At 67.6% G+C, this 25,366-nt stretch carries 21 protein-coding genes; 12 read left to right on the forward strand and 9 right to left on the reverse strand.

Annotation, left to right across the window (positions count from 1 at the left end):
• Positions 1 to 43 precede the first annotated feature (43 nt).
• The 6 genes from V1460_RS11415 (at position 44) to V1460_RS11440 (ending at position 6,534) form a co-directional block, all read left to right on the forward strand.
• On the forward strand, positions 44 to 226 hold the full coding sequence (locus V1460_RS11415; protein WP_338673631.1) for a DUF5302 domain-containing protein: 183 nt from the start codon (positions 44 to 46) through the stop codon (positions 224 to 226).
• A gap of 295 nt (positions 227 to 521) precedes the next feature.
• On the forward strand, positions 522 to 1,910 hold the full coding sequence (locus tag V1460_RS11420) for an IS1380 family transposase (RefSeq protein WP_338673281.1): 1,389 nt from the start codon (positions 522 to 524) through the stop codon (positions 1,908 to 1,910).
• 738 nt (positions 1,911 to 2,648) lie between these two features.
• Entirely contained in the window at positions 2,649 to 3,284 is a 636-nt protein-coding gene (locus V1460_RS11425; RefSeq protein ID WP_338673632.1) for a phosphatase PAP2 family protein, read from the forward strand.
• 66 nt (positions 3,285 to 3,350) lie between these two features.
• Positions 3,351 to 3,740 (forward strand): transposase, encoded by a 390-nt coding sequence (locus V1460_RS11430; protein ID WP_338673633.1) that lies wholly within the window; start codon positions 3,351 to 3,353, stop codon positions 3,738 to 3,740.
• A 739-nt stretch (positions 3,741 to 4,479) separates the two neighbouring features.
• Complete coding sequence (locus V1460_RS11435) at positions 4,480 to 6,300, forward strand: alkyl sulfatase dimerization domain-containing protein (RefSeq protein WP_338673634.1); 1,821 nt, start codon at positions 4,480 to 4,482, stop codon at positions 6,298 to 6,300.
• Between the two features lie 84 nt (positions 6,301 to 6,384).
• Positions 6,385 to 6,534 carry a hypothetical protein gene (locus V1460_RS11440; RefSeq protein ID WP_338673635.1) on the forward strand — a complete coding sequence of 50 codons (150 nt, stop codon included), beginning with the start codon at positions 6,385 to 6,387 and terminating at the stop codon, positions 6,532 to 6,534.
• Between the two features lie 115 nt (positions 6,535 to 6,649).
• Here V1460_RS11440 and V1460_RS11445 read toward each other — a convergent pair whose 3' ends face one another.
• The 3 genes from V1460_RS11445 to V1460_RS36280 all read right to left on the reverse strand — a co-directional run bounded on the left by V1460_RS11445 (position 6,650) and on the right by V1460_RS36280 (position 10,814).
• On the reverse strand, positions 6,650 to 7,978 hold the full coding sequence (locus V1460_RS11445) for an APC family permease (RefSeq protein ID WP_407077434.1): 1,329 nt from the start codon (positions 7,976 to 7,978) through the stop codon (positions 6,650 to 6,652).
• A 797-nt stretch (positions 7,979 to 8,775) separates the two neighbouring features.
• Positions 8,776 to 10,059: a phosphopyruvate hydratase gene (gene eno / locus V1460_RS11455; RefSeq protein ID WP_338673637.1), complete on the reverse strand. Its 1,284-nt coding sequence runs from the start codon at positions 10,057 to 10,059 to the stop codon at positions 8,776 to 8,778.
• A gap of 26 nt (positions 10,060 to 10,085) precedes the next feature.
• Positions 10,086 to 10,814 (reverse strand): sensor histidine kinase, encoded by a 729-nt coding sequence (locus V1460_RS36280; RefSeq protein WP_407077609.1) that lies wholly within the window; start codon positions 10,812 to 10,814, stop codon positions 10,086 to 10,088.
• Between the two features lie 90 nt (positions 10,815 to 10,904).
• Between V1460_RS36280 and V1460_RS36285 the strand changes: the two genes are divergently transcribed.
• The 3 genes from V1460_RS36285 (at position 10,905) to V1460_RS11475 (ending at position 13,164) form a co-directional block, all read left to right on the forward strand.
• On the forward strand, positions 10,905 to 11,210 hold the full coding sequence (locus V1460_RS36285) for a hypothetical protein (protein ID WP_407077435.1): 306 nt from the start codon (positions 10,905 to 10,907) through the stop codon (positions 11,208 to 11,210).
• Between the two features lie 201 nt (positions 11,211 to 11,411).
• Entirely contained in the window at positions 11,412 to 11,972 is a 561-nt protein-coding gene (locus V1460_RS11465; RefSeq protein WP_338673639.1) for a peptidoglycan-binding domain-containing protein, read from the forward strand.
• Between the two features lie 412 nt (positions 11,973 to 12,384).
• Positions 12,385 to 13,164, forward strand: a complete 780-nt coding sequence (locus tag V1460_RS11475; RefSeq protein ID WP_338673640.1) for a DUF4239 domain-containing protein — start codon at positions 12,385 to 12,387, stop codon at positions 13,162 to 13,164.
• A gap of 298 nt (positions 13,165 to 13,462) precedes the next feature.
• Here the strand turns inward: V1460_RS11475 and V1460_RS11480 are convergent, their stop codons facing one another.
• The gene (locus V1460_RS11480) at positions 13,463 to 14,908 is read right to left on the reverse strand and encodes an MFS transporter (protein WP_338673641.1); all 1,446 of its coding nucleotides are present in this window, start codon (positions 14,906 to 14,908) and stop codon (positions 13,463 to 13,465) included.
• Positions 14,909 to 15,247: 339 nt separating this feature from the next.
• On the opposite strand from V1460_RS11480, the gene V1460_RS11485 reads away from it, so the two are divergent.
• Positions 15,248 to 15,544: a transposase gene (locus tag V1460_RS11485; protein WP_338673642.1), complete on the forward strand. Its 297-nt coding sequence runs from the start codon at positions 15,248 to 15,250 to the stop codon at positions 15,542 to 15,544.
• Positions 15,545 to 15,710: 166 nt separating this feature from the next.
• A complete protein-coding gene (locus tag V1460_RS11490; RefSeq protein ID WP_338673643.1) occupies positions 15,711 to 17,318 on the forward strand; it encodes a ricin-type beta-trefoil lectin domain protein in 1,608 nt (535 codons plus the stop codon).
• 501 nt (positions 17,319 to 17,819) lie between these two features.
• Here the strand turns inward: V1460_RS11490 and ltrA are convergent.
• A complete protein-coding gene (gene ltrA / locus V1460_RS11495) occupies positions 17,820 to 19,577 on the reverse strand; it encodes a group II intron reverse transcriptase/maturase (RefSeq protein ID WP_338673644.1) in 1,758 nt (585 codons plus the stop codon).
• Between the two features lie 1,085 nt (positions 19,578 to 20,662).
• Here ltrA and V1460_RS11500 point away from each other — a divergent pair.
• A complete protein-coding gene (locus tag V1460_RS11500; RefSeq protein ID WP_338673645.1) occupies positions 20,663 to 21,652 on the forward strand; it encodes a helix-turn-helix domain-containing protein in 990 nt (329 codons plus the stop codon).
• Positions 21,653 to 21,814: 162 nt separating this feature from the next.
• On the opposite strand, the gene V1460_RS11505 is transcribed toward V1460_RS11500, so the two are convergent.
• From V1460_RS11505 to V1460_RS11520, 4 genes are all read right to left on the reverse strand, one after another.
• Complete coding sequence (locus V1460_RS11505; protein ID WP_338673646.1) at positions 21,815 to 22,906, reverse strand: hypothetical protein; 1,092 nt, start codon at positions 22,904 to 22,906, stop codon at positions 21,815 to 21,817.
• Positions 22,907 to 23,018: 112 nt separating this feature from the next.
• Positions 23,019 to 23,891 (reverse strand): alpha/beta hydrolase, encoded by an 873-nt coding sequence (locus tag V1460_RS11510; protein WP_338673647.1) that lies wholly within the window; start codon positions 23,889 to 23,891, stop codon positions 23,019 to 23,021.
• 26 nt (positions 23,892 to 23,917) lie between these two features.
• Positions 23,918 to 24,769 (reverse strand): alpha/beta hydrolase, encoded by an 852-nt coding sequence (locus V1460_RS11515; protein WP_338673648.1) that lies wholly within the window; start codon positions 24,767 to 24,769, stop codon positions 23,918 to 23,920.
• A 58-nt stretch (positions 24,770 to 24,827) separates the two neighbouring features.
• A complete protein-coding gene (locus V1460_RS11520) occupies positions 24,828 to 25,352 on the reverse strand; it encodes a DoxX family protein (protein ID WP_338673649.1) in 525 nt (174 codons plus the stop codon).
• Positions 25,353 to 25,366: the final 14 nt, after the last annotated feature.

The following is a 25,366-nucleotide window of genomic DNA, read 5'->3' on the forward strand; positions in this document are numbered from 1 at the left end:
TGCCACACTGAAATCGCTCTAGAACATGCTCAGGAGGTAACGCATGACGAATACGCCGGAAGACAACGCTGCTGAGACCGATGCCAAGCGCAAGTTCCGTGAGGCTCTGGAGCGCAAGTCCCGCAACGCCAGGTCCCAGCAGGCCCACCACGAGGCGCGACTGAAGATCAACGGCTCCAGTGGGCCCGCCCATCAGAACCAGAGCTTCCGACGTAAGGCAGGCTGACCCGCGTAGGCATTTCACAGGGCCGCCGCGATCCCGTCCGAGGGATCACGGCGGCCCTCTTTCATGCGTTCCGCTCTTATGTTCGCCCGGTTCGCTCAATTTCCGCTCAAGGATGGACGGAGAACGGCTCGATGACTTCTGGGTATTCGCTCGGCATTCAGTCACGCCGGTTCAGCCTGGATCCACCGAGCGGTGCCTGCGCGGTGCCAGCCCAACGAAGAAGACGTGCCCTGTGACCTGCGAGGATGGGAGTTCTCTACGCTTCCAGCCCGCAGCAAGACAAGGCACGTCGTAAGTGAAATCTTCCCATACCGTCGCAGCGACCTTCGCGGCGTTCGATGACCCGAATCTCCTCGCGTACGGTGGGCTGGCTCCGGCGGTCCGACTGGCCGAGCGGTGCGGCCTGCCGGACCTGGCTGTCACGAAGGTGCGGCTCAAGGGTGTTGCGAACGGGGCCGGGGCAGCGGTCGGCGCGAAGGTGATGTCGCTGGTGGCGGGGATGCTCGCCGGAGCGGACAGCATCGACGACACGGATGTGCTGCGGCACGGGGCGGTGGCCAGGGCATTCGACGGAGTTCGCGCCCCGTCGACGCTGGGCACGTTTCTGCGGGCGTTCTCCTGGGGTCACGTGCGTCAACTGGAGTCGGCGGCACGGGCGTTCACCTGCAACCTCGCCGGACACTGCAATCTGCTGCCCGGCGGCGACCAGGTGGTGCACCTGGACATCGACTCCAAGGTCAAGCAGGTCTACGGGGCGGCCAAGCAGGGCGCCGAGCACGGCTACACCAAGGTGAGGGGCCTGCACTTCCAGATCGTCACCGCCTCCACTCCGCTGGCCGCGCCGGTAATCGTGGCCACCCGCCTGCGCAAGGGCTCGGCCGGCTCCGCCAAGGGCGCGGCCTCGCTGATCGCCGAGGCGATCAAGGCGGTGCGGGCGATGGGCGCCACCGGCACGATCGTGGTCCGCGGCGACTCGGCGTTCTTCTCCCACAAGGTCGTCGCCGCCTGCCGCCGCGCAGGCGCGCGGTTCTCCTTCGCCGTCGCGCAGCGCAAGAAGATCCGGGAGCTGATCGCCACCGTTCCCGAGGACGCCTGGACGGCGATCAAGTACCCGAAGGCGATCTGGGACAAGGACGAGCAGCGGTGGATCTCGGACGCGGAGGTCGCCGAGGTCGAGTACACCGCGTTCACCGGCAAGGCCAAGCGCTACCACGCCACCGCCCGGCTGCTGGTCCGCCGGGTCAAGCGCCTGAACGACGCCCACGTCCTGGACGGTCAGGGTGAGTTGTTCACTGTCTGGCGGTTCCATGCGGTGTTCACCGACCAGGTGCTGCCGCTGGTCGAGGCAGAAGCCGATCACCGCCGCCACGCGATCGTCGAGCAGGTCTTCGCCGATCTTGAGGACTCGGCCCTGGGGCACCTGCCCTCGGGGAAGTTCACCGCGAACGCGGCCTGGCTGACCCTGGCAGCCCTCGCCCACAACCTCACCCGGGCGCTGGGCGCGCTCGCCTCGGCCTTCCACGCCCGGGCCCGCACCGGCACCATCCGCCGCCAACTCATCGCGGTTCCAGCCCGATTGGCAGCCGGAGCACGCACCCTGACCTGGCACCTGCCGCAGCACTGGCCCTGGCGAGAGGCCTTCAGCGACCTGTGGACGGCCGTCGGCCACCGCCTGCGAACCTGACCACCCGGACGCCTGCCCGCCCACGACCAAGGACCTCGGAGACCCCGCCACCGGGACGGCCACCCGGCGACCACTCCTGCCCGCCAGCAGGAACGCCCCCGAATCCGCTCCGAAAATCACAGAGCCGCACTCATCGAATACGGCCCTGTGGATCCAGGTTCAGCCCAAGGGCTGTCCCCTAAGGGATGTCCCGCAATCCCGGCGGGCGCGCGGCGCTCCCCCAGAGCTTCGCCTGGGAGGTGTCCCCAGCTACGGCACTCCCCCTGGCTTCGCCGGAGGTGCCCCCACGCCGCGTTGTCGAATCGCCCGAATACGCCCAGTATGAGGACGGTCCTCCGCCTCCCGGTCCTCCGCCTCCCGGCCCTCCGCCTCCCGGCCCTCCGCCTCCCGGCCCTCCCGGCCCTCCCGGCCCTCCCGGCCCTCCCGGGCCGCGGGGACGCCTCGCGTCACAGCGTTGGGACGGTGGCCGCGGCGTCGACGTTCCCGGGTGGACCGACGGCCTCCCGACCGTCCTGTCTACTTCCCCCGCCGGACCTCGGGGCGCGGTGTGCGGCGGGTAGCGTTGTCCCGGCCGGACAGCCTTCAAGGGGGCCCGGAACAGGGGCGGCAGGAAGCCGCTGGTCCCACGCTGCCCGCCGGTCGGTGTGAACTGCAGCCCTGCTCTGCTGAGGAGTCGAGATCCGAAAACCCGTGTACCGGTCACGTGAACGCACCGCGGGCCGATCGGATGTGAGGCCGATGGTGCTGCCCCCGTCGCTGCGCGGGTGGCTCGGGGTGACCGCGGTCCTCGCCGCGCTGGTGGTCGTCGTGCTCGGAGTGCTGTACGCCGACGACAGCGAATCCGCCATGGCGGATACACGGGTCGGGGCGATGGTGGACGGTGTGGGGACGCGGTCGCGCCACGTCGCCCTGGGCGTGGACTTCCTGGGGGAGCCCGTGGGAGCGGCGATTCTGGTTGTCGCCGCCGTGGCGGGCTGCCTGCTGCTTCGCCGTCCTCGCGCTGCGGTGCTCGTCGTCGCCGGCACCGGCGTGACCGTGGGGACGGCGACGCTGCTCAAGCCCCTGGTGGGACGCACCATCCACGACGGGCACCTGTCCTACCCGAGTGGGCACACCGCCTTCGTCACCGCGCTCGCCCTTGTGGTGGCGCTGCTCGCGGTCGGCCGGATCGGCCTCGGCAGGACGGCCGGTATCTCGCTCGCACTCGCCGCGGCGCTGATCGCGGGGGCTTCCATGGGCTGGGCGCAGGTCGCCCTGGGCGCGCACTACCCGACCGACGTGATCGGCGGCTGGTGCACCGCGCTGGCGGTGGTACCGGCGACCGCGTGGGTGGTGGACCGGACGGCTGAGGCCGTCCGGTGGAGGCATCGCTGACGTCACGTCACGCCAGGCGGCGGAAGACGGGTTTGACCGGTCGTCACCGACGAGCAGTTCGCGAAGATGTGGAACCCCTCGCTCGACGAAGGGAAGATCGGACAGATCTTGCTGACCGCGTGGATCGCCAAGGAGAGCCTGCGCACCATCCTTGCCCTGGCCCGCACCGGAGCCGACCGCGAGCAAGTAGGCCATGCCCGATGGAAGTTCCTGACCTGGTGCGCGGACTCAGGCATCCCCGAAGTTCGCACCCTCGCCGCCACCGTCGACCGCTGGTGGCTCGAAATCGCCGCGTCCATCGACACCGGTCACAGCAACGCCAAGAGCGAGGGCATCAACCGCGTGATCAAGCTCGTCGCCCGCAACGCGTTCGGGTTCCGCAACGCTGACAGTCAGCGTCTACGGACACGCTGCGTCACGACACGACGAGCCCGCGGATACCTCCGCACCGCTTAACTTCGAAGACCCACTTTGACTTCACTCGAGGGTGGCACGGCTTTGGGGAAGAGCGACTCGATTTCCCCGATCACAGCGAGTAGGGGAAGTCTCTGCGTGAAGCAGTTTCGTCGTTGACTGCAGCGGCGACGCTCGCCAGGATCGCGAGGCGGGGGCGACGCCGAGGTGCTGGGCGGAGGTGAGTAGCGCCGAGGCGATCTCCGGTTGCCGTGGTCCACTCCATGGACTGCGGCCTGGTCCGGGCGATGACGCCGGTCCCGAAGCCGAGGGTGATCACCAGCATCGCCGATGCCATCCCCATTGGGGTTCGTCTCGGTCGTGATCAGGGAGGACCAGGCAAGAGGCCTCACGCTGCAGCACTGGGCGAGCGTGAACGCGAGAGGAGCGTGACCGCACCCCGTGCCGGCCGGGTGCCGAGTACCGCTCCCACGGCCCCCAGCCGTCCGGTGTGGCGCTCCGCGTCCATGACGTGCACTGGCCTGAGAGCCTGCGCTGGCGCAGGATGGCGACGATCCCGTCGACTTGCGCCTGTGACAGAGGAGGCGCGCCCTCGGCCTTGGCGGCTCCCGCCCTTCGGAGGTCCTCGAGTACGTCCGGAGAGGCCTGGTGGTGCGGCCGTCGTGTTCGCGAGGTGCTCTGAATTGAGCAGCAGCGCCGCTCTTCCTCTACCTGGGTGAAGTTTTCGAGTTCCCACTTCAACAGGAACTCGACTTCCTCATTTCGGCGTATTATTCCCCTCATGACCGCAGGCATCGAAGACACGCAGGATTTTAGTGACGCGGAACGCGGATTCATCGCTCCGCCTCCCTCGGCATCGATTATGACAACTGAAGGCCATACGGCCTGGGACGCTGGTTCATTCTCTTTCTTGGAGAATGGCGAGTGCCCGGACACTGTGAATCCCCATCTCTGGCGCCAGGGAAAGCTTTGTGCAAAGGCCGGCTTGTTTCAGGTTACTGATCGCGTGTATCAGGTGCGGAACCTTGATATTTCGAATTTGACATTCATCGAAGGAACTGAAGGTGTAATCGTAGTCGACCCCTTGCTGAGCGTGGAAACAGCCGCTGCCGGGATCAGACTGTACCGGGAACACCGCGGCGACCGCCCTGTAACGGGTATGATTTATACACACAGCCATTCCGACCACTACGGTGGCGCGTTCGGTATCCTTCCAGATGGACGCGGTGATGTGCCGGTATTGGCCCCTGCGAAATTCACCGAGCATGCAGTCAGCGAGAACGTGCATGTCGGTCCCGCTATGGCTCGTCGCTCCGATTACATGTTCGGAAATTGTCTGGAAAGGTCCCCCAGAGGGTTGGTCAGCAGCGGTATCGGCACCACTCTGTCCGAGGGTTCCGCGAGCTTGGTGCTGCCTAGCCTGGACGTCACACACACAGGGCAACAGGAAACCATTGACGGTGTTCCTTTCATCTTCCAGTTGGCCCCAGATACCGAGGCGCCAGCAGAGATGCACTTCCTGCTCCCCGGTTACCGCGCCCTATGCATGGCCGAAAACGCCACCCGCACCATGCACAACGTGCTCACTCCGCGGGGTGCCCTCGTTCGTGACGCCCACGCCTGGTCCCGCAGCCTCGGCGAAGCCTTGACGCGCTTCGCCCCTTCCGCAGACGTGCTCTTCGCTTCGCACCTCTGGCCCACCTGGGGAGCCGCAAACATCACCGAGTTTCTGTCACGGGAACGCGATTTGTACGCGTTCATGCATGACCAGACTGTGCGGCTGATGAACAAAGGTTTGACCGGAATCGAGATCGCCGAGGTCTTGCAATTGCCACCCGAACTCGAAAAGAGTCGGCTGCGCGGCTACTACGGCACTCTCAGCCACAACGTGAAAGCAATCTACCAGCGCTACATGGGTTGGTACGACGGAAATCCGGCCCACTTGTGGGAGCATCCACCCACGGAGACGGCGCGACGCTACGTGGAAGACTACGGGGGTCTCCGCGCTATTATCGCACGCGCCCAGGACTATTCCGAAAAGGGCGATCTGCGTTTCGCCGCCACATTGCTGAACCACGCGGTTTTCGCAGATCCAGACAATGTGGACGCCAGAGAGGTACTCTCAGGAGTCTACGAGAAACTTGGATACGGGGCCGAGAGCGGCCCATGGAGAAACATTTTCCTCACTGGCGCCAAAGAACTACGCGAGGGCCGACAACCTCCAGTGGTTCGGCGGGCTGTCAAGTTCGCTCCTGCGCTCACCACCGAGCAACTCCTGGATATCCTCTCAGTCCGGATCGATGGCCCTCGCTCCTGGCAGCACGACCTCACCGTGGATGTAATGGTGCGTGACCGCCAAGGCACCTGGCGCTTGACTCTTGCCAACGGGGCGCTCACTCACCATCAACTCTCCCCCGACGAGTTCTCCTCGAACAGTACAGCTGCTGTGACGCTCACCTTGACCGCGACCGAACTGTGGCAGATGGCTACCACTCACGCCATCCCCGACGGAGCCACCGTCGACGGGGACCGTGCCGTCCTCACCACGCTTCTCGCTCTGCTCGACCCCCCGGATTTCAACTTCGCCATCGTCACGCCGTAGCGAGCTCGGAGGTCTGTCCCTTCAGTTGGAGATCAGCGGCTTCGCTGTAGTTCCACGATCACTGCGTGCGGGTAACTACCGTTCATGAAGGCGGAGTTACTGGACATCTTGCCGGAGGTCACGGACCGGGAGCGGGCCGAGGAGTTCTCCGATCAGTTGGAGAACCTGCTGGTGGAGGTCGGCGGGATCTTCCCGCGGGCTGATCTGCGCTTGCGGGCCGCGCTGGCACAATGAGGTCTTCTCGGCAACTTCTCATGACACACCCGTTGGGTGGTAAGGCACATGACACTGGTCGGCCCGGCGGGTGCCGACGAGCGGACGCCGTCAAGAGCCGAGCGGCCTGGGGAGATCAGCCAGAGACTGAGCCGGCGGTCCGGACGAGGAGCAGGGGGGTGCCGACTAGGAGGACCGCCACGCCCAGGACCGAGCCCCAGCCGGCGTAGAGGAGGCTGGACCAGAGCACCCCGAGGCAGGCGAGGGCGAAGAACGCCGGAGTCACAGGGTGCAGCGGCGTCCGGTAGGGGTGTCTACCACCGGTCCCCCGATGGTGGAAGACGTACAGCGACAGCGCCACCAGCAGCATGAAGAACCAGAACACCGGCGCGGTGTACGAGACCATCGACCGGAAGCCCGCCCGGGTGGCGGATCCGAAGACGACCAGGGCCGCGCAGACGGCAGCCTGGAGGACGAGCGCGTTGGCGGGGGTCGAGCCGCGCTCCCGCCACCGGCCGACGGACTTCAGCGCCCCGAGGTCGCGACCGAGGACGTAGTAGGAGCGCGAGCCGGTGATGATCAGTCCGTTGACCGTGGTGAGGGCGGACAACACAACGACGACGCTCATCACGACCTCGCCGGTGCTGCCGGCGACGGCGCGCATCATCGTGGCCCCCACCACGTCGGAGTCGCGGATGCCGTCCAGTCCCAGCACGCGCAGATAGGCGAAGTTGATCGCGAGGGACACCGCGATGACGATCAGGACGCCGGCGATCAGGGCCCGGGCCATGGTGCGGCGGGCGTCGTGCAGTTCGCCCGAGAGGTAGGCGGCCTCGTTCCAGCCCCCGTAGGTCAGGAGGATGAACATCATGGCCAGGCCGATCCCGGCCCAGGTCGTGTCCTGCGGGGTGCCCTGACGGGGCGTCGGGCCGGTGGTGAGGAACGCGGAGACGACGATGGCGAGGACGGCTAGGACGACGGCCACCCCGATGACGTTCTGGGTGGTCTTCCCCGGCCTCGTTCCCACCCGGTTGACCAGGGTGAACAGGAGGATCGAGGCGAGGGCGTAGACGCCGGGACCGTACCGGCCCAGCGGCAGGAGCACGTTCGCGTAGTCGCCCGTGACGAAGGCCGCGGCGGCGATGGCGCCCGGCTGGATGACCGTGCACCGCGCCCAGGCGAACAACAGTGCGAGGCGGGGCCCGTAGGCCGCGTGGAGGAAGGCGTACTCGCCGCCCGCGTCCGGGTGCGCACTACCCAGTTCGGCGTAGCAGAGCGCTCCGGCCAGGGTGAAGAGGCCGCCCAGCAGCCACAGGGACATGAAGACGGTCTCGTCGGCGGAGTACTGGGCGACGAGCGAGGGCGTCCTGAAGATGCCGATGCCCAGGACGATGCCGACCACCATGACCGTGACGTCTCGGGGGGTCAGCTCGGCCCGGGGCATCGCGGCGGCCGGGTCGGACATACTGACAGGGTGCCAGCAGAGCTGCGGGCGGGGCGCCGACGGCACGGTCAGCCGACCCGGGTGCCGCCGAACAGCCCAGTCGCCGAAGGCTGCCGGTGGCGGGCCCCTGCATCTTCTTGGTGTTCCTCACCGGGCAGTCTGTGGCCGGGGTTGGAGCCGTTCGTGCCGTCCAGGAATAGAGCAGGTTGTGCGCGATCCCGGACCAGGCGCCGCGCTGCACCACCGGGAAATGCCCGGTGAGTTCGGCGACGTCGTCCACCCGCCGGAAGTAGCCGCTGTCGTTGTCGATGAGCGGCTTCAGCACCAGCGGGAAGCCGATACGGGCGGCCTGCGTCACGGCCTCGTCGAGGGTCCGGGCCGGTCCGTAGACCGGCTGCGGCACGTTCCCCGAGGCGAAGACCTCGCGCATGGCGTACTTGTCGCGCACCGTGCGCGCCACCTGTTCGCCGACGAAGGGAAGTCCCAGGTCGGCGGCGACCGCGGCGGCCGCGGGCACGCTGTGCCCGACGAACGCCGCGACGGCCCGGATGGGTTCCGGCTCGGCCGCCGAGAGTGTGCGCACCGCGGCGACCGTGGCCTCGATGTCCGTGGTGTCCACCGACACCACGACGTCGGCGAACTCCTTCTCCCAGGTCGGGTCCTTCACGACGAGAAGAAGCCGGTCCCCGTTCTTCTTCGCGTACTCTGCGGCTTTCGCCAGGTGACCGCGACGGCTGGCGTTGGATTTGTGGAGTACGAGGATGCTCATTCTCTACATTTCTTTCCGTGCACGACGACCGCGGCCGTGGCTCCCCCGTTCAGCTGATGCCGCTGAAGAACTTCGCTCCGCCGTAGACCGACTCGGATCCCAGCTCCTCCTCGATCCGGATCAGCTGGTTGTACTTGGCCGTCCGGTCGGCCCGCGACAGCGAACCCGTTTTGATCTGGCCGCAGTTGAGGGCTACCGAGAGATCGGCGATGGTCGTGTCCTCGGTCTCGCCCGAGCGGTGCGACATCACCACGGCGTAGCCGGCGCGGAAGGCCGTGTTCGCGGTGTCCAGCATTTCGGTCAAGGTGCCGATCTGGTTCACCTTGACCAGGATCGAGTTCGCAATGCCCCGGTCGATGCCGTCCTGCAGCAGGCGGACGTTGGTGCAGAAGACGTCGTCGCCGACCAGCTGGCAGGTGGAGCCGATGGCGCCGGTGAGGTACTTCCAGCCCTCGAAGTCGTCCTGGGCCATGCCGTCCTCGATCGACACGATCGGGAATCGGGACGTCAGGTCGGCGAGGTAGTCGGCGTGCTCGGTGACCGACCGGACGCGGTTCTCGCCCGCGTAGTGGTAGGCCCCGTCACGGTAGAACTCGGAGGAGGCGGGGTCCAGCAGCAGCGCCACGTCGCGGCCGGGCCGGAAACCGCTCTTCTCGATGGCGTTGACGATGAACTCGAGCGCCTCGTCCGCCGTGGCCAGATCAGGCGCGAAACCGCCCTCGTCGCCGACGTTGGTGTTGTGTCCGGCGGCGCGGAGGAGGTCCCGCAGGGTGTGGAAGACCTCCGAGCCGGTGCGGACGGCCTCGGCCAGCGAGGCCGCGCCCACCGGCGCGATCATGAATTCCTGGAAATCAAGCGCATTGTCGGCGTGGGCGCCGCCGTTGATGATATTGATCATCGGAGTCGGGAGAACATGCGCGAAAGTGCCGCCGACGTAGCGGTACAGGGGCAGTTCGTGCGACGCGGCCGCGGCCTTGGCGACCGCGAGCGACACGCCCAGCGTCGCGTTGGCGCCGAGCCGGCCCTTGTTCTCCGTGCCGTCGATTTCGACCATCAGCCGGTCGACGGTGGACTGCGCTTCGGCCGGAAGTCCCTGCACCGCCTGCGCGATTTCTCCGTTCACTGCGGCAACCGCGCGTGTGACGCCCTTGCCGCGGAAACGGGCGGGGTCGGAGTCGCGGAGTTCGACCGCTTCCCGGGTACCAGTCGAGGCACCGGAGGGCACCGCGGCCCTGCCCAGGGAGCCGTCGGCCAGGCGAACGTCTACCTCGACAGTGGGATTGCCACGGCTGTCGACGATTTCGCGTGCGAACACGCTGGTAATCTCAGACATTCCACTCCTACGCTGTGTCCCGCATTTCATGCCGGATGAGTCACCGCACGGCATTGCTGCCGCGGCGCACCAGGAGGCACTCCTCGCCGAGTCGCACCCGCCTGTCGCCCGCAGAATCCGCAAGAGATTCCGCCGACCATGCTGTCTGCACTGCGGGTGACAGAGCTCCGCCCCGATCGATTCATGAGGAATCTCGGCGCATCACGAACGGGATCAGGTCCGGACGACTTCCGGTACCTCCACACGCGCCCGTAATGGAACCCAGGCAATTGAACAAGAAACGAATGCGACCTTCCCCGTTGAAGGTCTTTGCCCCCTACCCCCCCGCGCGACGGCTTCAGGTGGCCGCGCTGTCGCAATCTAACCACACGCTCCCCCGACCTTGATCCTTCAGGTGTGATCCAGGGTCTTTGAGGTTCCGAGGCGGGCGGTTCGCCTGGTGAGCACGGGAAGTGACGACTTGTCGGCTTGCGCGGATGAGCCGTGACCTCGCCGCCGTGGGAGTGCGCGATGGCCCGGACGATTGCCAGTCCGAGGCCCGAGCCCCGCTCGGAGTCGGTGCGCTCCGCTGCCAGGCGCCGGAAGGGCTGGAAGAGCGCGTCGACGTCTTGGTCCGCGACCACGGGGCCGGTGTTCTCGACCGTGAGAGCGGCGCCGCCGTCCGGGGCGGTGCCGGTGGTGAGGCGGACCCAACCGTGCGGCCCGTTGTAACGGACCGCGTTCTCCAGCAGGTTGTGGATGATGCGCTCCACCATTACGGCGTTGCCCGAGGCGATTGCCGGCCGGATCTCCAACCGAAGGCCGATGCCTGCCGCGTCCGCCTGCGGTCGGTGCAACTCAGCGGTGTGACGAGTGAGCGCGGCGAGGTCGGCCGGGCACGGCGGGCCCCCGAAGAGGCGGAGGCCGCGCTCGCGGCGTGCAAGGAGTTCGCACCCACCGCGCAGGACACGCAGGACACCAAGCCCGACGCGAAGCAGCTCGCCCAGATGCGCGAGTACGTCAAGTGCCTGCGCGCCAACGGCTACGACGCCCCGGACCCCGACCCGGAGACAGGGGGCATGCCGGTCGACCAGAACGCCACGAAGAGCATGGACGAGCTCCGGGCCGCTGCGGAGAAGTGCAAGGACGTCAACCCCGCCTCCCAGCGGTGACGGGCGGCGACGGCATGACACACACCGGGCACCACCGACGACCGGCCGGACCGCACCGACCGCCTCCCCGTTCCTGCGGACCCAGCACAGACACCCGCGCACAACCCGCCGGACACATCTCCCGACGGCACGCCGCAGGGGCCGCCACGCGTCCGCCGCCCCCGCACCGTCGTCGCCCTCGTCGCGGTTGCTGTCGCGGTCGTGCCGGGGACCGTCGGGGTGGTGGCGTACGGCGCCGGCGACGACGGCGGGAAAACCGACAAGGGCAGCGGCCTGCCACCGGTGACCGCCACCGTGACCCGCTCCGACCTCGCCCGCCAGGGCACCGTCACCGGCAGCCTCGGCTACGGCGACAAACAGCCCCTGCTGAGCGGCGTATCGGGCACCGTGACCTGGATGCCGAAACCCGGCGCCACCGTCGCGCAGGGCCAGAACGCCTTCAAGGCCGACGGGCGGCCCGTCCCTATCGTCTACGGCGGCGCCCCGCTCTACCGCGCACTGCGCCCCGGCACGAAAGGCCCTGAGATGGAACGTGCACTGGCCGCCCTCGGATACACCGGCTTCACTGCCGACGAGGAGTACACCGACAAGACCGCAGCGGCTGTCAAGCGCCGGCAGAAGAAACTCGGCGTGCCGCAGACGGGCACGGTCGAACCCGCCGGCCTGGTCGTGGCCGGCGACAAGACACGCGTCACCGGCCACGAGGTGATGCCGGGCGAGCCCCTCGGGCCCGGCTCACCCGTCACCGCGGCGACGGGGTAGCGGGACACGCCCAGGCCGCTCAGCGAGTACTCCACCTTGCGGGTGAACGGCGCCAGTTCGACGACGGCGCTCACGAGGGCCGGCGCCTCGGCAGCGGCGATCGTCGCGGCTCCGCCGGAGATGGAGTGGCTTGGGATTTGCACGTCACCAGCCCTGAACCGACGTGATCACCGATGCCCTGGCCCGGCTCAAAGTTCTCTCGACCCCCGGCTGACCAGCACATTTCCGCCCAACCAGCAGCATCACCCCGACCGGAGCCGTGGAACCCGACGCGACAGCCGGGCCATCAGTCCGGCCATCACCAACTCGAACAGCCGAAACGGCCCGCCTAGAAGCCGACGGACCGTCACGAAAGATCGAGGCTAGGGAATCATATTCGAGCGGGCTCCCTCATTCCCATCCGAGGAAAAAAATGATCAACACTTTCTATGATCTACCTCTCTGGCTTTCGGCCGTCGTCTCCATCCTGGCTTTCGGTTCATTCGCGCTGCTGGGGACGCTGGTGGCGCGAAAGTGCCTGATGGAATCCATTAGCAGGGAGCCGAAGTGGGGGGATATCTGCCAGGTCTTCAGTAATGCCGTCATCGTGTTCTACGGACTTCTCATTGCCTTGATCATTGTTGCGAGCTATGAAGACTATTCGACAGCCTCCTCGTCAGTACAGGCCGAGGCTAACGAAATCGCCCATTCCCTCAGTCTCGTCGAGGCATTCCCGGAGCCATTCAGGGAGCGTATGGAAAGTTCCACCCGTTCATACATCTCCTGTGTACTGAAAAAGGAGTGGCCAGCTCAGGAGCGAGGTGTCGACCCGACCCCCCTTTGCAGTCAGGAGGTTTCCGAGTTCCTCAATGCGCTTTACGGATTTGAGCCCACCACAAACGCGGAAATTGCTGTCAAGCAGGAGATGCTGTCGGCTTACGGAGACTTTCTGGATGCGCGACTCGCGCGACTGGACGAGGTGAACAGAACCATCCCTTCCGTGCTGTGGATGATTGTTTTCGTCGGGGCGATCTCAACCCTCGGGTCAATCTTCCTGCTTCCCGTGAATTCGGTCGGGATGCATATCCTTATCTCGCTCATGGTGAGTACGACACTGGCTTTGATGATTTTCGTCATCGCGGCAATGGATGATCCTTTCAGGGGTGGGCTCAGAGTCGAACCGACCGACATTTCCAGAGTGCACGACTTCTAGCCTCGCTCAACAAGCTCATGAGTCGCACGCCAAGAGGGCGCTCTTGACTTCACCGGGAGCAAGTCGTGCGACAGCCTCCGACCCATCCCGCAGCCTCACCGAAACCGGGCAAGCCCGGCCCCGGACGTCCGCCCGGCAGCCGCAACCAGCACAAGGCCCGCACCGGCAGCATCGGTCTGTCCACCGTGGCCTGGCCGAGGGCCGAAACCCGAGCCCACCACGCCCCGACACACCGCCGGTGATCACACGGCAGACAACGTGACAGCACCCGGTTTGCACGGTGTGCAGGCGGTGGATGTCACCGAGGCGCCCCTGGAGCCTGCGTCGGGGGCGTCACACGGGTGGCGACAACGCCCAGGGCGACCGCGGCCACGGCGCTGCCGACCGCGATCCACCGCAGGACCTCTTCGATCGCCCTCGCGAGACCGGTCGTGGCGGCGCGAATCTCGATCAAGGTAGCCGCTGAGGCGACGCAGATGCCCGCGATGCCGATCACGATGGCGAGTTCCACACCGGATGCCTGCCCGACGCGCGAGGGGGGGACGACGGACTGGGTCCCGCTGCTCCCCATCGTCCACCCCATGCCGTACCCGAATCCGATCAGGGCGAGACCGGGAACGTAGGACCACAGGCTGCCGCCCAGCGAGACCAGGAACAGGCCCGCCGACCCGACCAGAGTCATGACGCTCATCGTCCGCGGGACGTCGAAGCGTTCGCCGATCGGCCCCGAGAGCGGTGCGGCCACCCCCGCGGCGACGGAGACGGCGAGGAAGACTCCGCCGGCGTCGAGAGGTGTACGTCCGGTCACCTGTTGGAGGTAGACCGTGACGCCGTACGTGGACACGATCAGGGCGACGTTGGCAACAGTCGCCATCAGCGTGATGATCAGGAAGGGCCTGTTGCGGAACAGGTCGAGTGCGACCAGCGGCCAACGCGCCACCCGCTCTCTCATGACGAATCCGATCAGCAGCAGCCCTCCGGCAGTCGCGACACCTGCGGTCAACCCGGCGGGCCAGGTCCGTAGGCGGTCCACCGTGAGCGTTACGGCGGCGATGCCAAGGGTCACCGTCGCCAGACCCGGCAGGTCGACCGAGCGGGGCACAGTGGTGTCGCGTGACTCGCGCACCCCGGCGAGGACCATGACGATGGCAACCGCACCGATCGGGACGTTGACGAAGAACACCACCCGCCAGCTCAGCAGCTCCGTCACTCCACCACCGAAGACGGGACCGAGTGCCAGCGCCAGGGCGCCGATCCCATAGGCGTTCCCGATGGCTCGCATCGTCCGTTCTGGTGGATAGGCGTCGGTGATCACGGCGATGGCAAGGGGGAACAGGACTCCTGCCCCCGCACCCTGGGCGATCCGCATCACGATCACGGCGCCGGAAGTGGAGGCGAGGCCCGCGCCGAGTGAGCACAGGGAAAAGATGACGAGACCGATGCCCAGCATCCGCCTGCGGCCCAGGATGTCCCCGAGTCTGCCTCCCGGGATCAACGCGGCGGCCAGGGCCAGCATGTAGCCGCTGATCACCCACTGGAGATCCGTGACGCTCGTACCCAGGTCCGAGGCCATCCGCGGCAGTGCCAGGTTCATTGCCAGAAAGTCGAGTTGCACGACGAAGATGCACAATGAGGAGGCGATCAGCGTCAACCCTGGACGCACCGGCCGGGACCCACCCTCATGCAGGCCCTTGTAGGTCACGTCGCCCGGCAGGCGCTTTCCATGCTGATTGTCGGAGTCCATGGGCACTCTCCCGTAAGGCTGTTCACAAGGTCCGTCCACTCTCGACCGAACGTGGACGGACCGGCGGTTCATGGCGTGGCTCCTCAATATGCAAAGCCGGGGTGCCGTGCAGAGGCATTCGCCACGTAATCCGTGGTGTATTTCTCCGTGAGTCCATGGACGCGCCTCGTCGGTTTTCCGCTGATCGGGCTCCAGACCCGTGAGGCTGCGTCCACGGAAGTGGCGTATGGGTTCGATCTGATCCGGGGGTTTGCTCCGACATCGTGATGGTGCCTGCATAGCTGAACGGCCGCCGGCTGATCTTTCAAGCCGACCGAGTCTTCGAAGGAGATCAGCACGATGACCGCACCCGGCAGTCCGCCCCTGCGCGACCTTGCCGAGAACGATCCCGCCTCGGCGAGTCCGGACCTGCTGCGCTCGATGGTCAAGGCGTTCGCCGACGCGCTCATGTCCGCGGAGCCGACGCTCTCCGCAACGAGGAGTACGGGCAGGTCGACGAGGAACACGCCAACCACCGCAACCGGCTACCGCACGCGCGAGCGGGCCACGAGGGCCGGGACCGACGAGCTCGCCGTTCCCAAGCTGAGGCACCCACGGGGGAACTTCATACCTCCGTCCCGCATACGTCTCGGGTAGCAGATCACGGAAAGGGTGAACGACGCACACGCCAGTTCCGTATGAACCCTGTGTCCCTTCTATGAGACCCCTTCCGGCTGGGCGCTGGCTCAGCCGCGAGATGACGCCCGCACGCCTTGTGGGTTCTGCCCACCCGGCGCGTGCGATGCGGGAGGCGAGGCCTGTGGTGACCCGTTCGGACAGAGAAGACGAGAACCTTCACACGGGGACGGTCGTCCACGAACTCCTGCCGGAGACCGATGTCATCGAGTGGCTGCGAGCCAGCACCCCGGCCGACCAACCGGCCATCCGGGAGCTGCGGCGCAGACACCTGCCCGCCACCGTGGACTATGCGAGGCTGTACACCACCAGCGCGCCGACCGGTGAGCAGCTCGCCGACGAAGCGTTCCTCCATGCGATGAGGGAGGTCTGTGACGGGGTCGATCCATCCGGGACATGGCGTCACCACGTGCTGACGCACGTACGCGAGACGGCACTGGCCTGGGCCGCGGACAGCCGACGGGAACATCTGCGGCCCGACTTCCTGACATGGGCACAGACGGCAGGCCCGTCCGCCGTGTCCGAGACGCCCAATGTCATGATCGCAGCCTTCTGCCAGCTGCCGGAGCGGCTGAGGGCGGCTTTGTGGTACGCGGTCGTCGACGACGAGTCGCCCTCCTCAGTCGCCACCCACCTGGGCACTACGCCGGGCTCCGTCCCGGTTCTCACCGCCAAGGCGCTGGTCGCCATGCGGGACGCCTATCTGAAAGAGCATCTGTCGCGCCGTGGTACCCCGGACTGCCGGGGGTTCAGCCGCATCACCGATGCCGCCGCGCAAGCTCGGGACGCGTACAGGCATCCTGATCTGGCCGCGCATCTGGTCGGCTGCGCCGACTGCGGCGTCCTGTTGTCCAGCCTCGCGAAGCTGTACGGGAATCCGCAGACCCTTCTGGCCGAGGGCCTGTTGGTATGGGGTGGCGCCGCCTACACCGGGCGGGCCGCGGCGCACGGAATCGACGACGCGAGCCCTCCCGGGCACAGCCCTGCGTTGGCGGACGGACGGAAGCCGCGGCTCGACACAGTCGCTTTGACGGGTGATCCTCTGAAGGATCCAGCCCGACCAGTACCCGCGTACCAGTCTGTTCCGGGACGCCGGACCATCAGAGCCGTCAGCGGCATTGCCGCCGTGATCGCTGTGGCGGCAGTGGCCGTCAACGACGCCGTGCCCGAGATCTCGGACCTCAGCGGTCCTGAGCGCTCGCAGCCGAGCCGATCGGCCGGTCTGGCTCCGCCCACCGCACCCTCCCGCTCCGCTGGAACACCGTCGGGGGCGGCAACCGCGGCTCCGGGCCCGACGCCTCCCGTACCCGTACGCACCGGTGAGACCTCTCAGATCGTCCATGCGGCCACCGGGCTCTGCCTCGACGTGGAGAACCAAGTGGTGCAGAAGCGTGTCAATGCCGTTGCTGCGCCGTGCAGTTCCGGAGCGACCCAGCGATGGACCTTCGACACCGACGGACACCTGCACAACATGGCCGATCCCGCTTTCTGCCTGAAAGTCGACGATGAGGCCGCAGGCGTCGGCATCCGTCCCTGCGCCTCCGACGACCCGGAGAAGCGAGCGCGGATGACCTTTGACATCGGTGAGAACGGGGCAATCCGGTCCCAGCCGCGACCCGACCAGGTCGTCGTCCCCATCAACTCTTCCGCCGGCGAGGAGCTGCCTCTGGTGATCAAGAAGAGCTCCGCAGAGGACTCCGAACGCTGGGCGGCGCGGCCGGTCGGGCCCGCGTAGGTACCACCCGGCCAGCACGGTCAAGCCGGCTGTGAGGTTAAGGGCTGTCCCGTAATCCCCGGCGGGCGCGCGGCGACAGCTACGGCACTCCCCCTGCCTTCGCCGGGAGGTGCCCCCACGCTGCGTTGTCGAATCGCCCGAATGCACCCGGTATGAGGGCGACCCTCCGCCTTGCGTTGCGTCCCCTCGGCCCCAAGGGCCGGGGGAGACCCCATACCCCTCGGCCCCAAGGGCCGGGGGAGACCCCATACCCCTCGGCCCCAAGGGCCGGGGGAGACCCCATACACCTCGGCCCCAAGGGCCGGGGGAGACCCCATACACCTCGGCCCCAAGGGCCGGGGGAGACCCCATACACCTGACGCCGCGCTCTGATCCACCGCGGATCACGGGACAGCCCTTAGTCGGGTAGCCGGATCACGTTGCCGTGACCCGGCCCCCTCAGAACCGGACGTGCCAGTCATCCCGGCATCCGGCTCAAGCAAGCCACGTGGGCTTCGCAGGTCAGCAGGTTGATGTGGTCCGTTCGCCGTCGCCCGCATGGTGCTGGCGATGACACTCGGAGTGCACGAGGCGAAGGTTGTTCCGCTCGTCCGAGCCACCGTGGCGCCGGTAGGTGAAGTGATGCTTGTGGAGCATCTTCTTCGAGGCCGCGAACCAGTTGATCCACTCGCGTGGACTGTCCGGTTCGTACTCGGCTCCGGCGATCAGCGCTTGCTTGCAGAGGGGACAGAGCCCCTGCTGCCGGACCGCCAGGAGAAGACTCGTCTTGTCCATCGGCGGCGGCGCTTTCCTGCGGCGGCGGTCCCGCCAGTACCCGGCCAGGTCGGGGTCGTCTGGAGACGATCCGCCCTTGACGAGCTGGTGGCGGACGATGCCGGTCCAGGAGAACTTGGGCAGGAAGGCGCCGTTGCCGCGGTCGCCGAAGACCCATCGGTCCTGCCTGGACGGGTGGAACCTGCCGAAGTACCGGTCCACGACCCAGTACCTTGACTTCTTGGGATGGCCTCGCCTGGCCCAGTTCCAGGTCAGGCGCCACATGTAGTGGTCCAACGACGCGAACGTCGTCGTGGAGGACATCGCCCGGTAGTAGGCCGACCAACCGCGAACGATCGGGACGAGCCTGCGCAGTACGGCCTCGGCGTTGGTCCCGTGAAGGGCTTTCACCTCGGTCCGTAACCGCTCCCGGAGCCTCTTGCAGGCCGCCGTGCTCGGTTTGATGATCAGTTTGCCGCCCGTCCGGCGGACGGTGAAGCCGAGGAAGTCGAATCCCTCGTCGAGGTGGACGACCTTAGTCTTCTCCTCGTTGAAGCGAAGACCTCTCGGCTTCAGCCAGTCCTCCAGCCGGGTCCTGACCTGGTGCACCTGGGCTTCGTCGTGGCAGAGCACCACGAAGTCGTCGGCGTATCTCACCAGCACGGGAGTGCCTGGGGATGCGCCGGGTTCTCGCCCGGCTCGCACCACTCTGTATCGGCACCCTGCGGCCTGTTCCAACCCGTGCAGAGCGACGTTCATCAGCAGCGGGCTGATCACACCGCCTTGAGGAGTTCCTTCCTCCGTCGGTGCGAATCGACCTCGGTCGACCACTCCCGCCTTGAGCCAGCCCCGGATCAGGTCCCTGGCGGGGAACTGGCCGATGGAGGTCATCAGGTGGTCGTGGTCGATGCGGTCGAACGCCGCTGACAGGTCCGCGTCCAGCACCCACTGACGTTTCGAGGACTTGCCCTTCACCGTCAGGAAGATCGCCATGATCGCGTCCTGGCAGCTGCGGCCGGGCCGGAAGCCGTAGGATCTCGGCTCGAACCGCGCTTCCCACTCGGGCTCCAGCGCGTTCTTCACGCGGGCCTGGAGCACACGGTCACGGATGACCGGGATGCCGAGCGGTCGCTGTTTCGCGTTGCTCTTGGGGATGAATACGCGCTTGACGGGCCTGGCCTTCCAGGGCTGGGACGACCGATGGATCTCGGCCGCCAGCTTCCCCCTCGCCGCAGGGGTGAGGGCTCGCTCCCCGTCGATGCCGGCGGTCTTGCGACCACTGCTCTGCTGCGTCACCCGCTTCACGCTGACCAGCGTGTTGCTCCGGCTTCGCAGCATGAGCTTCTGCAAGTTGCGGACCTTCTTCAGGTCCCCGTCCTGCGTCGCCTTGAAGATCCTCTGCCTCAGTCGCCGTACGTTCTCCTCGCACTCGGCCCAGTCGATGCTGTGCCAGTCGAGTATTTCGTCCTCCGGTCCGTTCACCGCAGCCGCCGAAGGCTCAGCCAAGACCGTGCCCCCAATTCGCGCCTCCAGTACCTAACTTGTCCTTCGGTTCTGACGTCCTTGCAGCGGTGACTTCAAAGGCTCACCTGATCCACGTGGGCTCCCTTTCGGGCCGGACCACCAAGGCCCGTATCCGGCGAGTTATGCGGGAGCGGGTGAAGGTCCCGTTCTCCCGGTTTCCTCTGGCCTTTCGGCCCACCGGCCTTCGCTTCTTGGATCATCCTTCTCCCGCCGGGGAGTTCAGCTCTCCTTGCGGTCGGCCTACCGGCTCTTCGCCTGGACCCCGACGGGGTTTCCACGTTCCGCACCAGTAAGACGCGGCTGGGGTGGGCGCCCCCTTTGCCCCGGGACCAGCGGTGTCCTCCCCTCAAGTCTCAGCTTCCTGAGGGTCGCTCGGTGCCTCACAGCACCGGGTCCTGTGACCGCCGTTTGCTTACCATCGCGCGGTCTTGAAATCACGGGGCGTCGTCAGGGGTTCACTCGCGTTCGCCCGTCCAGCCTTCCCCTCACCTGTGTCGCCTCGATGGCCGAGGCGTCCTTGGGCTTGAGCGCTCAGCTCCGCACCCCGCCGTTGCCAGCGACGCACGTGAGCGCGGGGACGGGCCTTGGACACTGGCCCGAAGCTCAGCCGATCGATACCTCCTTCATCTGGCTGTCCTTACTTACTTGGAGCGACCTCGTGTCGCACCTGATCGTTTCAGAATGAGATTCGTAGATGGTAGTGGCAGACGTCCAGCCCTGCGGGCGACGCCAGGCCGTGACGCCTGAGTAGCCCACGGTCTCAACCGGGACATCGTGCTTGGCAATACCGGTTCGAAAGGCGTACATGCTGAGCCGGGCACCTCCCGATGGCCCGGGTGGTTCAGGCGCAGGCGGCGGCAACGGGGCGACCCGCTCCCACAGGCATTCAGGAACAGGACCAGCACGCACCCGGACATCTCGGCAACCAAGATCGGCCAGCACGAGCGCTCGGCCGGGTTCTCGCTGGAGCGATCAGTCCGGTCCTGCCTTGTCACCGGTGCTGCCACCCGTTTGACTTTGCCTGAGTGCCTGCTTGTAGAGCGGCGCTAGGGGGAGGCGACCAGCAAATGTTGATCGACAGTACGGTCATGGTGCCTGGCGAGCGGGCGGAGGCGATTCGCGAGGCGATCTGGAGCAGTGTGGTGCGGGTGGAGATCACCCATCAGCCCGATCCGCGGCTCATCCGCACTGCGGGGGTGATCAGCCGTGTCGGGCCGTTGACTGTCTGCTCGGTGCGCGCCAATGCCACCGTTGTTCGGCGTACTCCCGCACTCGCCCGGGACGACATGGAGCCGAGCGTGTTCGTCGGACTGCAGGTCACCGGCAGCAGCATGGTCGTGCAGGACGGCAGGGAGGTTGTGCTGCGGCCCGGCGATCTGGCGCTGTACGACACCACCCGCCCTTACACGCTCTTGAACAGGGACGGGATCCATCAGCACTACTTCCGCATCCCGCGCGCCGAACTCGCCCTACCGGAAGGGACGCTGAAGCTGGCAACCGCGGTACCGTTCGACCGCCGGGACCCGCTGGCCGACCTCACGGCCATGTGCCTGCGGCGCATCGCCCGCCAGCAAGCCCGGGGCGCGGCGTCTCCCACCCACGATTTGGAGGCGGCTGGCAGACCGGGCATAGAGTTGCTGCGTGCTCTCATCACGGCCCGGCTCGGTGACCACCGCACAGCGTTCCAGGCTGCGGACGAGACCCTGTGCCTGCGGGTCATGGACTACGTCCGGGCCCACCTCGGTGATCACGACCTGACGCCGGCTCGTGTCGCGGCCTACCACCACGTCTCGCTTCGCCAGCTGTACAAAGTCCTGTCCCGAAACGGCGTGCACCTGGGCGAATGGATCCGGTCGCAGCGACTCGAACGCTGCCGCACGGAACTCGCGTCCGCCTCGGCACGGCACCGGTCGATCGCCGCTGTCGGGTACCGGTGGGGTTTCCCGAACGCCGCGCACTTCAGCCGCGCCTTCAAGAGGGCCTTCGGAATCACCCCCGGCGACTGGCGGGCGCTGCACTCCAGCAGCGGCGGGAGCCCGCGTGCCCTCGACCCGTGACCTGGGGCTTACGGGGGCGGAATAGGAAGCCGGTCCGGGCTGCCCGACAGCGGGTGTGCGGGCGGAATCCGTACCCGTCCGGCGGGGTCTGTCCCGGATCGGTGGCCGTGGCCGAAGGAGCCCGCCGCTCCACGGACGGCTGGTCGCGGAGCGAAGACGGGGTCACAGGACGCGCTTGTTGACCACCATGTGCCGTGAGAAGGGAGCGGTGTCGTTTCCCCAGGAGATGCTGGCGAAGACCTCGCCGCCGGGAGCGCCTTCGATCGCCGGGGCGGCGTCGGAGGGCGAGGGGCCGCCTGTGCTGTGGTTCCAGCCCTGCCAGGTGTATCCGCCGTCGGTGGAGCGGTTGAGGTAGAGCTGGTGGTCATTGGGGCTGATGCAGCCGAGCGTCACGTTCCGCTGTGCCCGCCAGGCCGGATTGTTGCGGTCGGTGACCGGCTGCTCCGGGCCGCCGCGGCCCAGGCCCACGGACTCGCATTGCGCGTTGCCGGGCACGGCGGTGTAGGTGGCGTTGGTGAGGTTGTCCGGACTCGTGTGGGAGATCCAGACGTTGCGGTCCCGCCCGACGATGGCGTCCATGAGTTCTACCTCGTGCGCGACCGACACGCCGTCGTTGGTGATCAGGGGGGCGTGGACGTAGGTGGCGGCGGTGAAGACGCGGGGCTGTGTCTGCGGGCTCCAGTGCGGCCCGATGGTGACCCGGCCGTTGGACATCGTCATTCGCGCGACCCATATCCGGTCGCCGACGACGGTGGACAGCACGGCGCTGTCGCGATACCCGACGGCGGAGATGCCGCGGTTCGTGCCGACGTGGCCGAGTTGGGCCCAGGGTGACCAGATGTTTCCGGCGGCGCCTCCCAGGATGCTGTAATAGACCTCGCCGTTGTCGCCGGTGTGGAAGACGACCAGGTGGGGGCCTAGTTGGTCCTCGATGATGGTGACGTCGGGTCGGTGGTGGGTGCGGCCGTCGCCCGGCATGACGCGCCAGCTGCCGTTGGCGTAGCGCCACCAGATCTGGTTGTCCTCGCCGCGGACGAACTGATAGTTGTCGCCGCGGAACCAGTCGGAGGCCATGGCCTCGGGGGAGCGGGCTGGGCCTCCCTCGTTGAGCCACTGCCCTTCTGTCGCCGCCGCGGGCGTGAGCCCTGTGGTCAGAAGCAGGGTGAGGGTGGTGAGTGCCACCAGCGGCAGGCGCGCCACGTGCCGTACTCCCGGTCGCCTGGCGGCTGCCGGGGGGAACTGGGGCAGGTCCATCGGTTCTCCTTGTCATGGTTGGTCGGCCGTCGGCGCGCATCGCGGGAGGTGTTGCGGGCGGGGCGGCCGGTGCGGGGCGGTCCCGGCATGGTCGGTTGCGGTCGGGGGAGTCTCAGGTGGTCGGGTCGGCGAAGCGGCGGATGAAGGTGAGTGCGGTGTCGGCGACCTCGCGCCAGCCGCTGTCGATGGTCAGCGAGTGGCCCCGGCCGGGGATCTCGGTGATCGCGGTGACGGCGTGCTCGTTCTGCGCCTGCTTCTTGTAGGCGGCGTTGGCGATGGCCCAGGGAACGGTGTTGTCCTTCTCCCCTGAGATGATCAGCAGCGGTCCGCGGCCGGCGGCGTGGGTGTCGACCTTCGCTTCGGTCCAGGGGTTGAGGTTGGCCGCGGCGGCCTGGAAGAGCGGCTCGCCAGGGGCGGCCACCGCGAACGTGCCGTACAGCTCAAGCGCCTCTTTCTCGCTGACGGCGTTGGCGAAGGCGTAGCGGAACTGGTCGAAGGTCAGCGGCACCGCCCGGTGGTAGTTGGCCGGGTTTGCGAGCACGGCGCTCGCGGCGCGCAGGGAGGACAGCGGCAGCGGCAGCACGCCTCGGAAGGGAGCGGGGTCGATGGCCACCGATGCCTGGGACAGGCCGCGTCCGGCGGTGATCTGGGTGATCAGTCCGCCGAAGGAGTGGCCGATGACCACCGGCTTGCGGTCCAGGCGGCCGATCAGGTCGCAGAAGTGGTCGGCGACCTGGCCCACGCTCTTGCCCGCGAACACCTCCGGGTGGGCGTGCGCCTCCTCCACGGTGTCCGGGTCGTCGGGCCAGCCCGACAGGACCGGGGCGAAGCCGGCCTGCTCGAAGAGGGTGGCCCAGCGGTCCCAGCTGGTGGGCAGCAGCCACAGCCCGTGGATGAAGACGACGGGGACTCGGCCGGTGGCGTTGGCGGCCTCGACCTGGGCGAGGTCGCGTGCAGTGGACGGGGTGGGAGCGGGGTTGGACACGGTTGGTTCCTTGAAGGTGGCGTGGGTCAGGGGTTGACGGTGCGGGCGGCGGAGCGGATCAGGGCGGCGACGGCGTCGGGCCTGCTGTGCATCGGCAGGTGGGAGGTGGGAACCTCGATGGTTCGAGACCGGGCGCGGGCGGCCTGGAACCGCTGGAGTGCGGGGACGATGCCCCGGTCCCGGGTGGAGATGAGGTTCCACGACGGCACCGAGTGCCAGGCCGCGGCGCCGACCCGGTCGGTGAACGCGGAGGCGCTGAGCGGGCGTTGTCCTGCGGCCAGCGTCCAGGTGGTGGAGCGGGCCACGTCCTGGGCGAAGACATCGTGGTAGCGCTCGGGGCGGATGTAGAGATCGATGGTGGTGGAGCCGTCGGGGCCGGGAACAGGGACGGGGGTAAGGGCGGCGTCGAGCTGGGAGCCGGGAAAGCGGGCGGCAAGTTCGCCGAGGACTTCTCCGACGTCGGGAATGAACGCGGCGATGTAGACGAGGGCTTTGACGTTGGGCGCGGTGGCGGCGGCCTGGGTGATGACGGCCCCGCCGTAGGAATGGCCGACCAGGACGACGGGGCCGGGGATGGCGGCGAGCCGGGCGGTCACCTGCGCGGCGTCGTGGGTGAGGCCGCGCAGCGGGTTCGCTGCGGCAATCACCGGGTGGCCCTGGTGCTGGAGCCGCTCGGTGACGGGGTTCCAGCTGGCTGCGTCGGCGAACGCGCCATGGACCAGGACCACGGTCGCCTTCGCGGCCCCGGTCGCCTCGGCGCCGGATCCCTCGGACGCCGCGGCAGGCGGGGCCCCGGTGGCCGAGGCGACGGTGAGGGCGGCGGCGGCGCCGACGGCGCCCTTGAGGGTATGTCGTCGGCTCAGCGGACGGCCGGTCATGATCGAGAATCCTTACGGAGAAGGGGCATGGGCGTAGGCGCGTTGTGCTCGGGTGCGGTCACGGGGACCTCGGCGGCGCCTTCGGCGTGGGCGTGGGCGGGTGGTGCAGCAGGGCGCGCACGCCGAGGCCGCCGGCGACGCCCGCGGCCAGCGCGGCCGCGGCGGACCAGGCAGGCCAGTGGGGCAGGCTCAGGATGCGGTCGGCGGAGAGGCGGCCGGGCCCGGTGAGGGCAAGCGCCGTGGCGATGCCGATGAGGACGAGGGGATACTCGTAGCCGTCGTGCTGTACCCACAGGCCGTTGGGCCACTTGACGGTGAGCGCGACGGTCATCACGCCGATGGTCCCGGCGGCGGCGAGCGGGGTGAGGGCTCCTGCGGCCAGCAGCAGGCCGGAGCCGATCTGGCTGGCTCCCGCGGCGAGGGCGGTGAGCGCCCCGCCGCGGAAGCCGTCGTGCCGGAACTCCTCGGTACCGCCGACCAGTCCGCTGCCACCGAGCAGGAAGCTGACCTTCTGCACACCGTGAGCGGCGATCAGCAGACCCGCGAGGAGACGCAACAGGAGCAGTCCGGTGTTGGTGTCCATGGTCGAAGGGCTCC

It is taken from the genome of Streptomyces sp. SCSIO 30461 (genome assembly GCF_037023745.1).
In the GTDB taxonomy this organism is placed as follows: Bacteria; Actinomycetota; Actinomycetes; order Streptomycetales; family Streptomycetaceae; genus Streptomyces.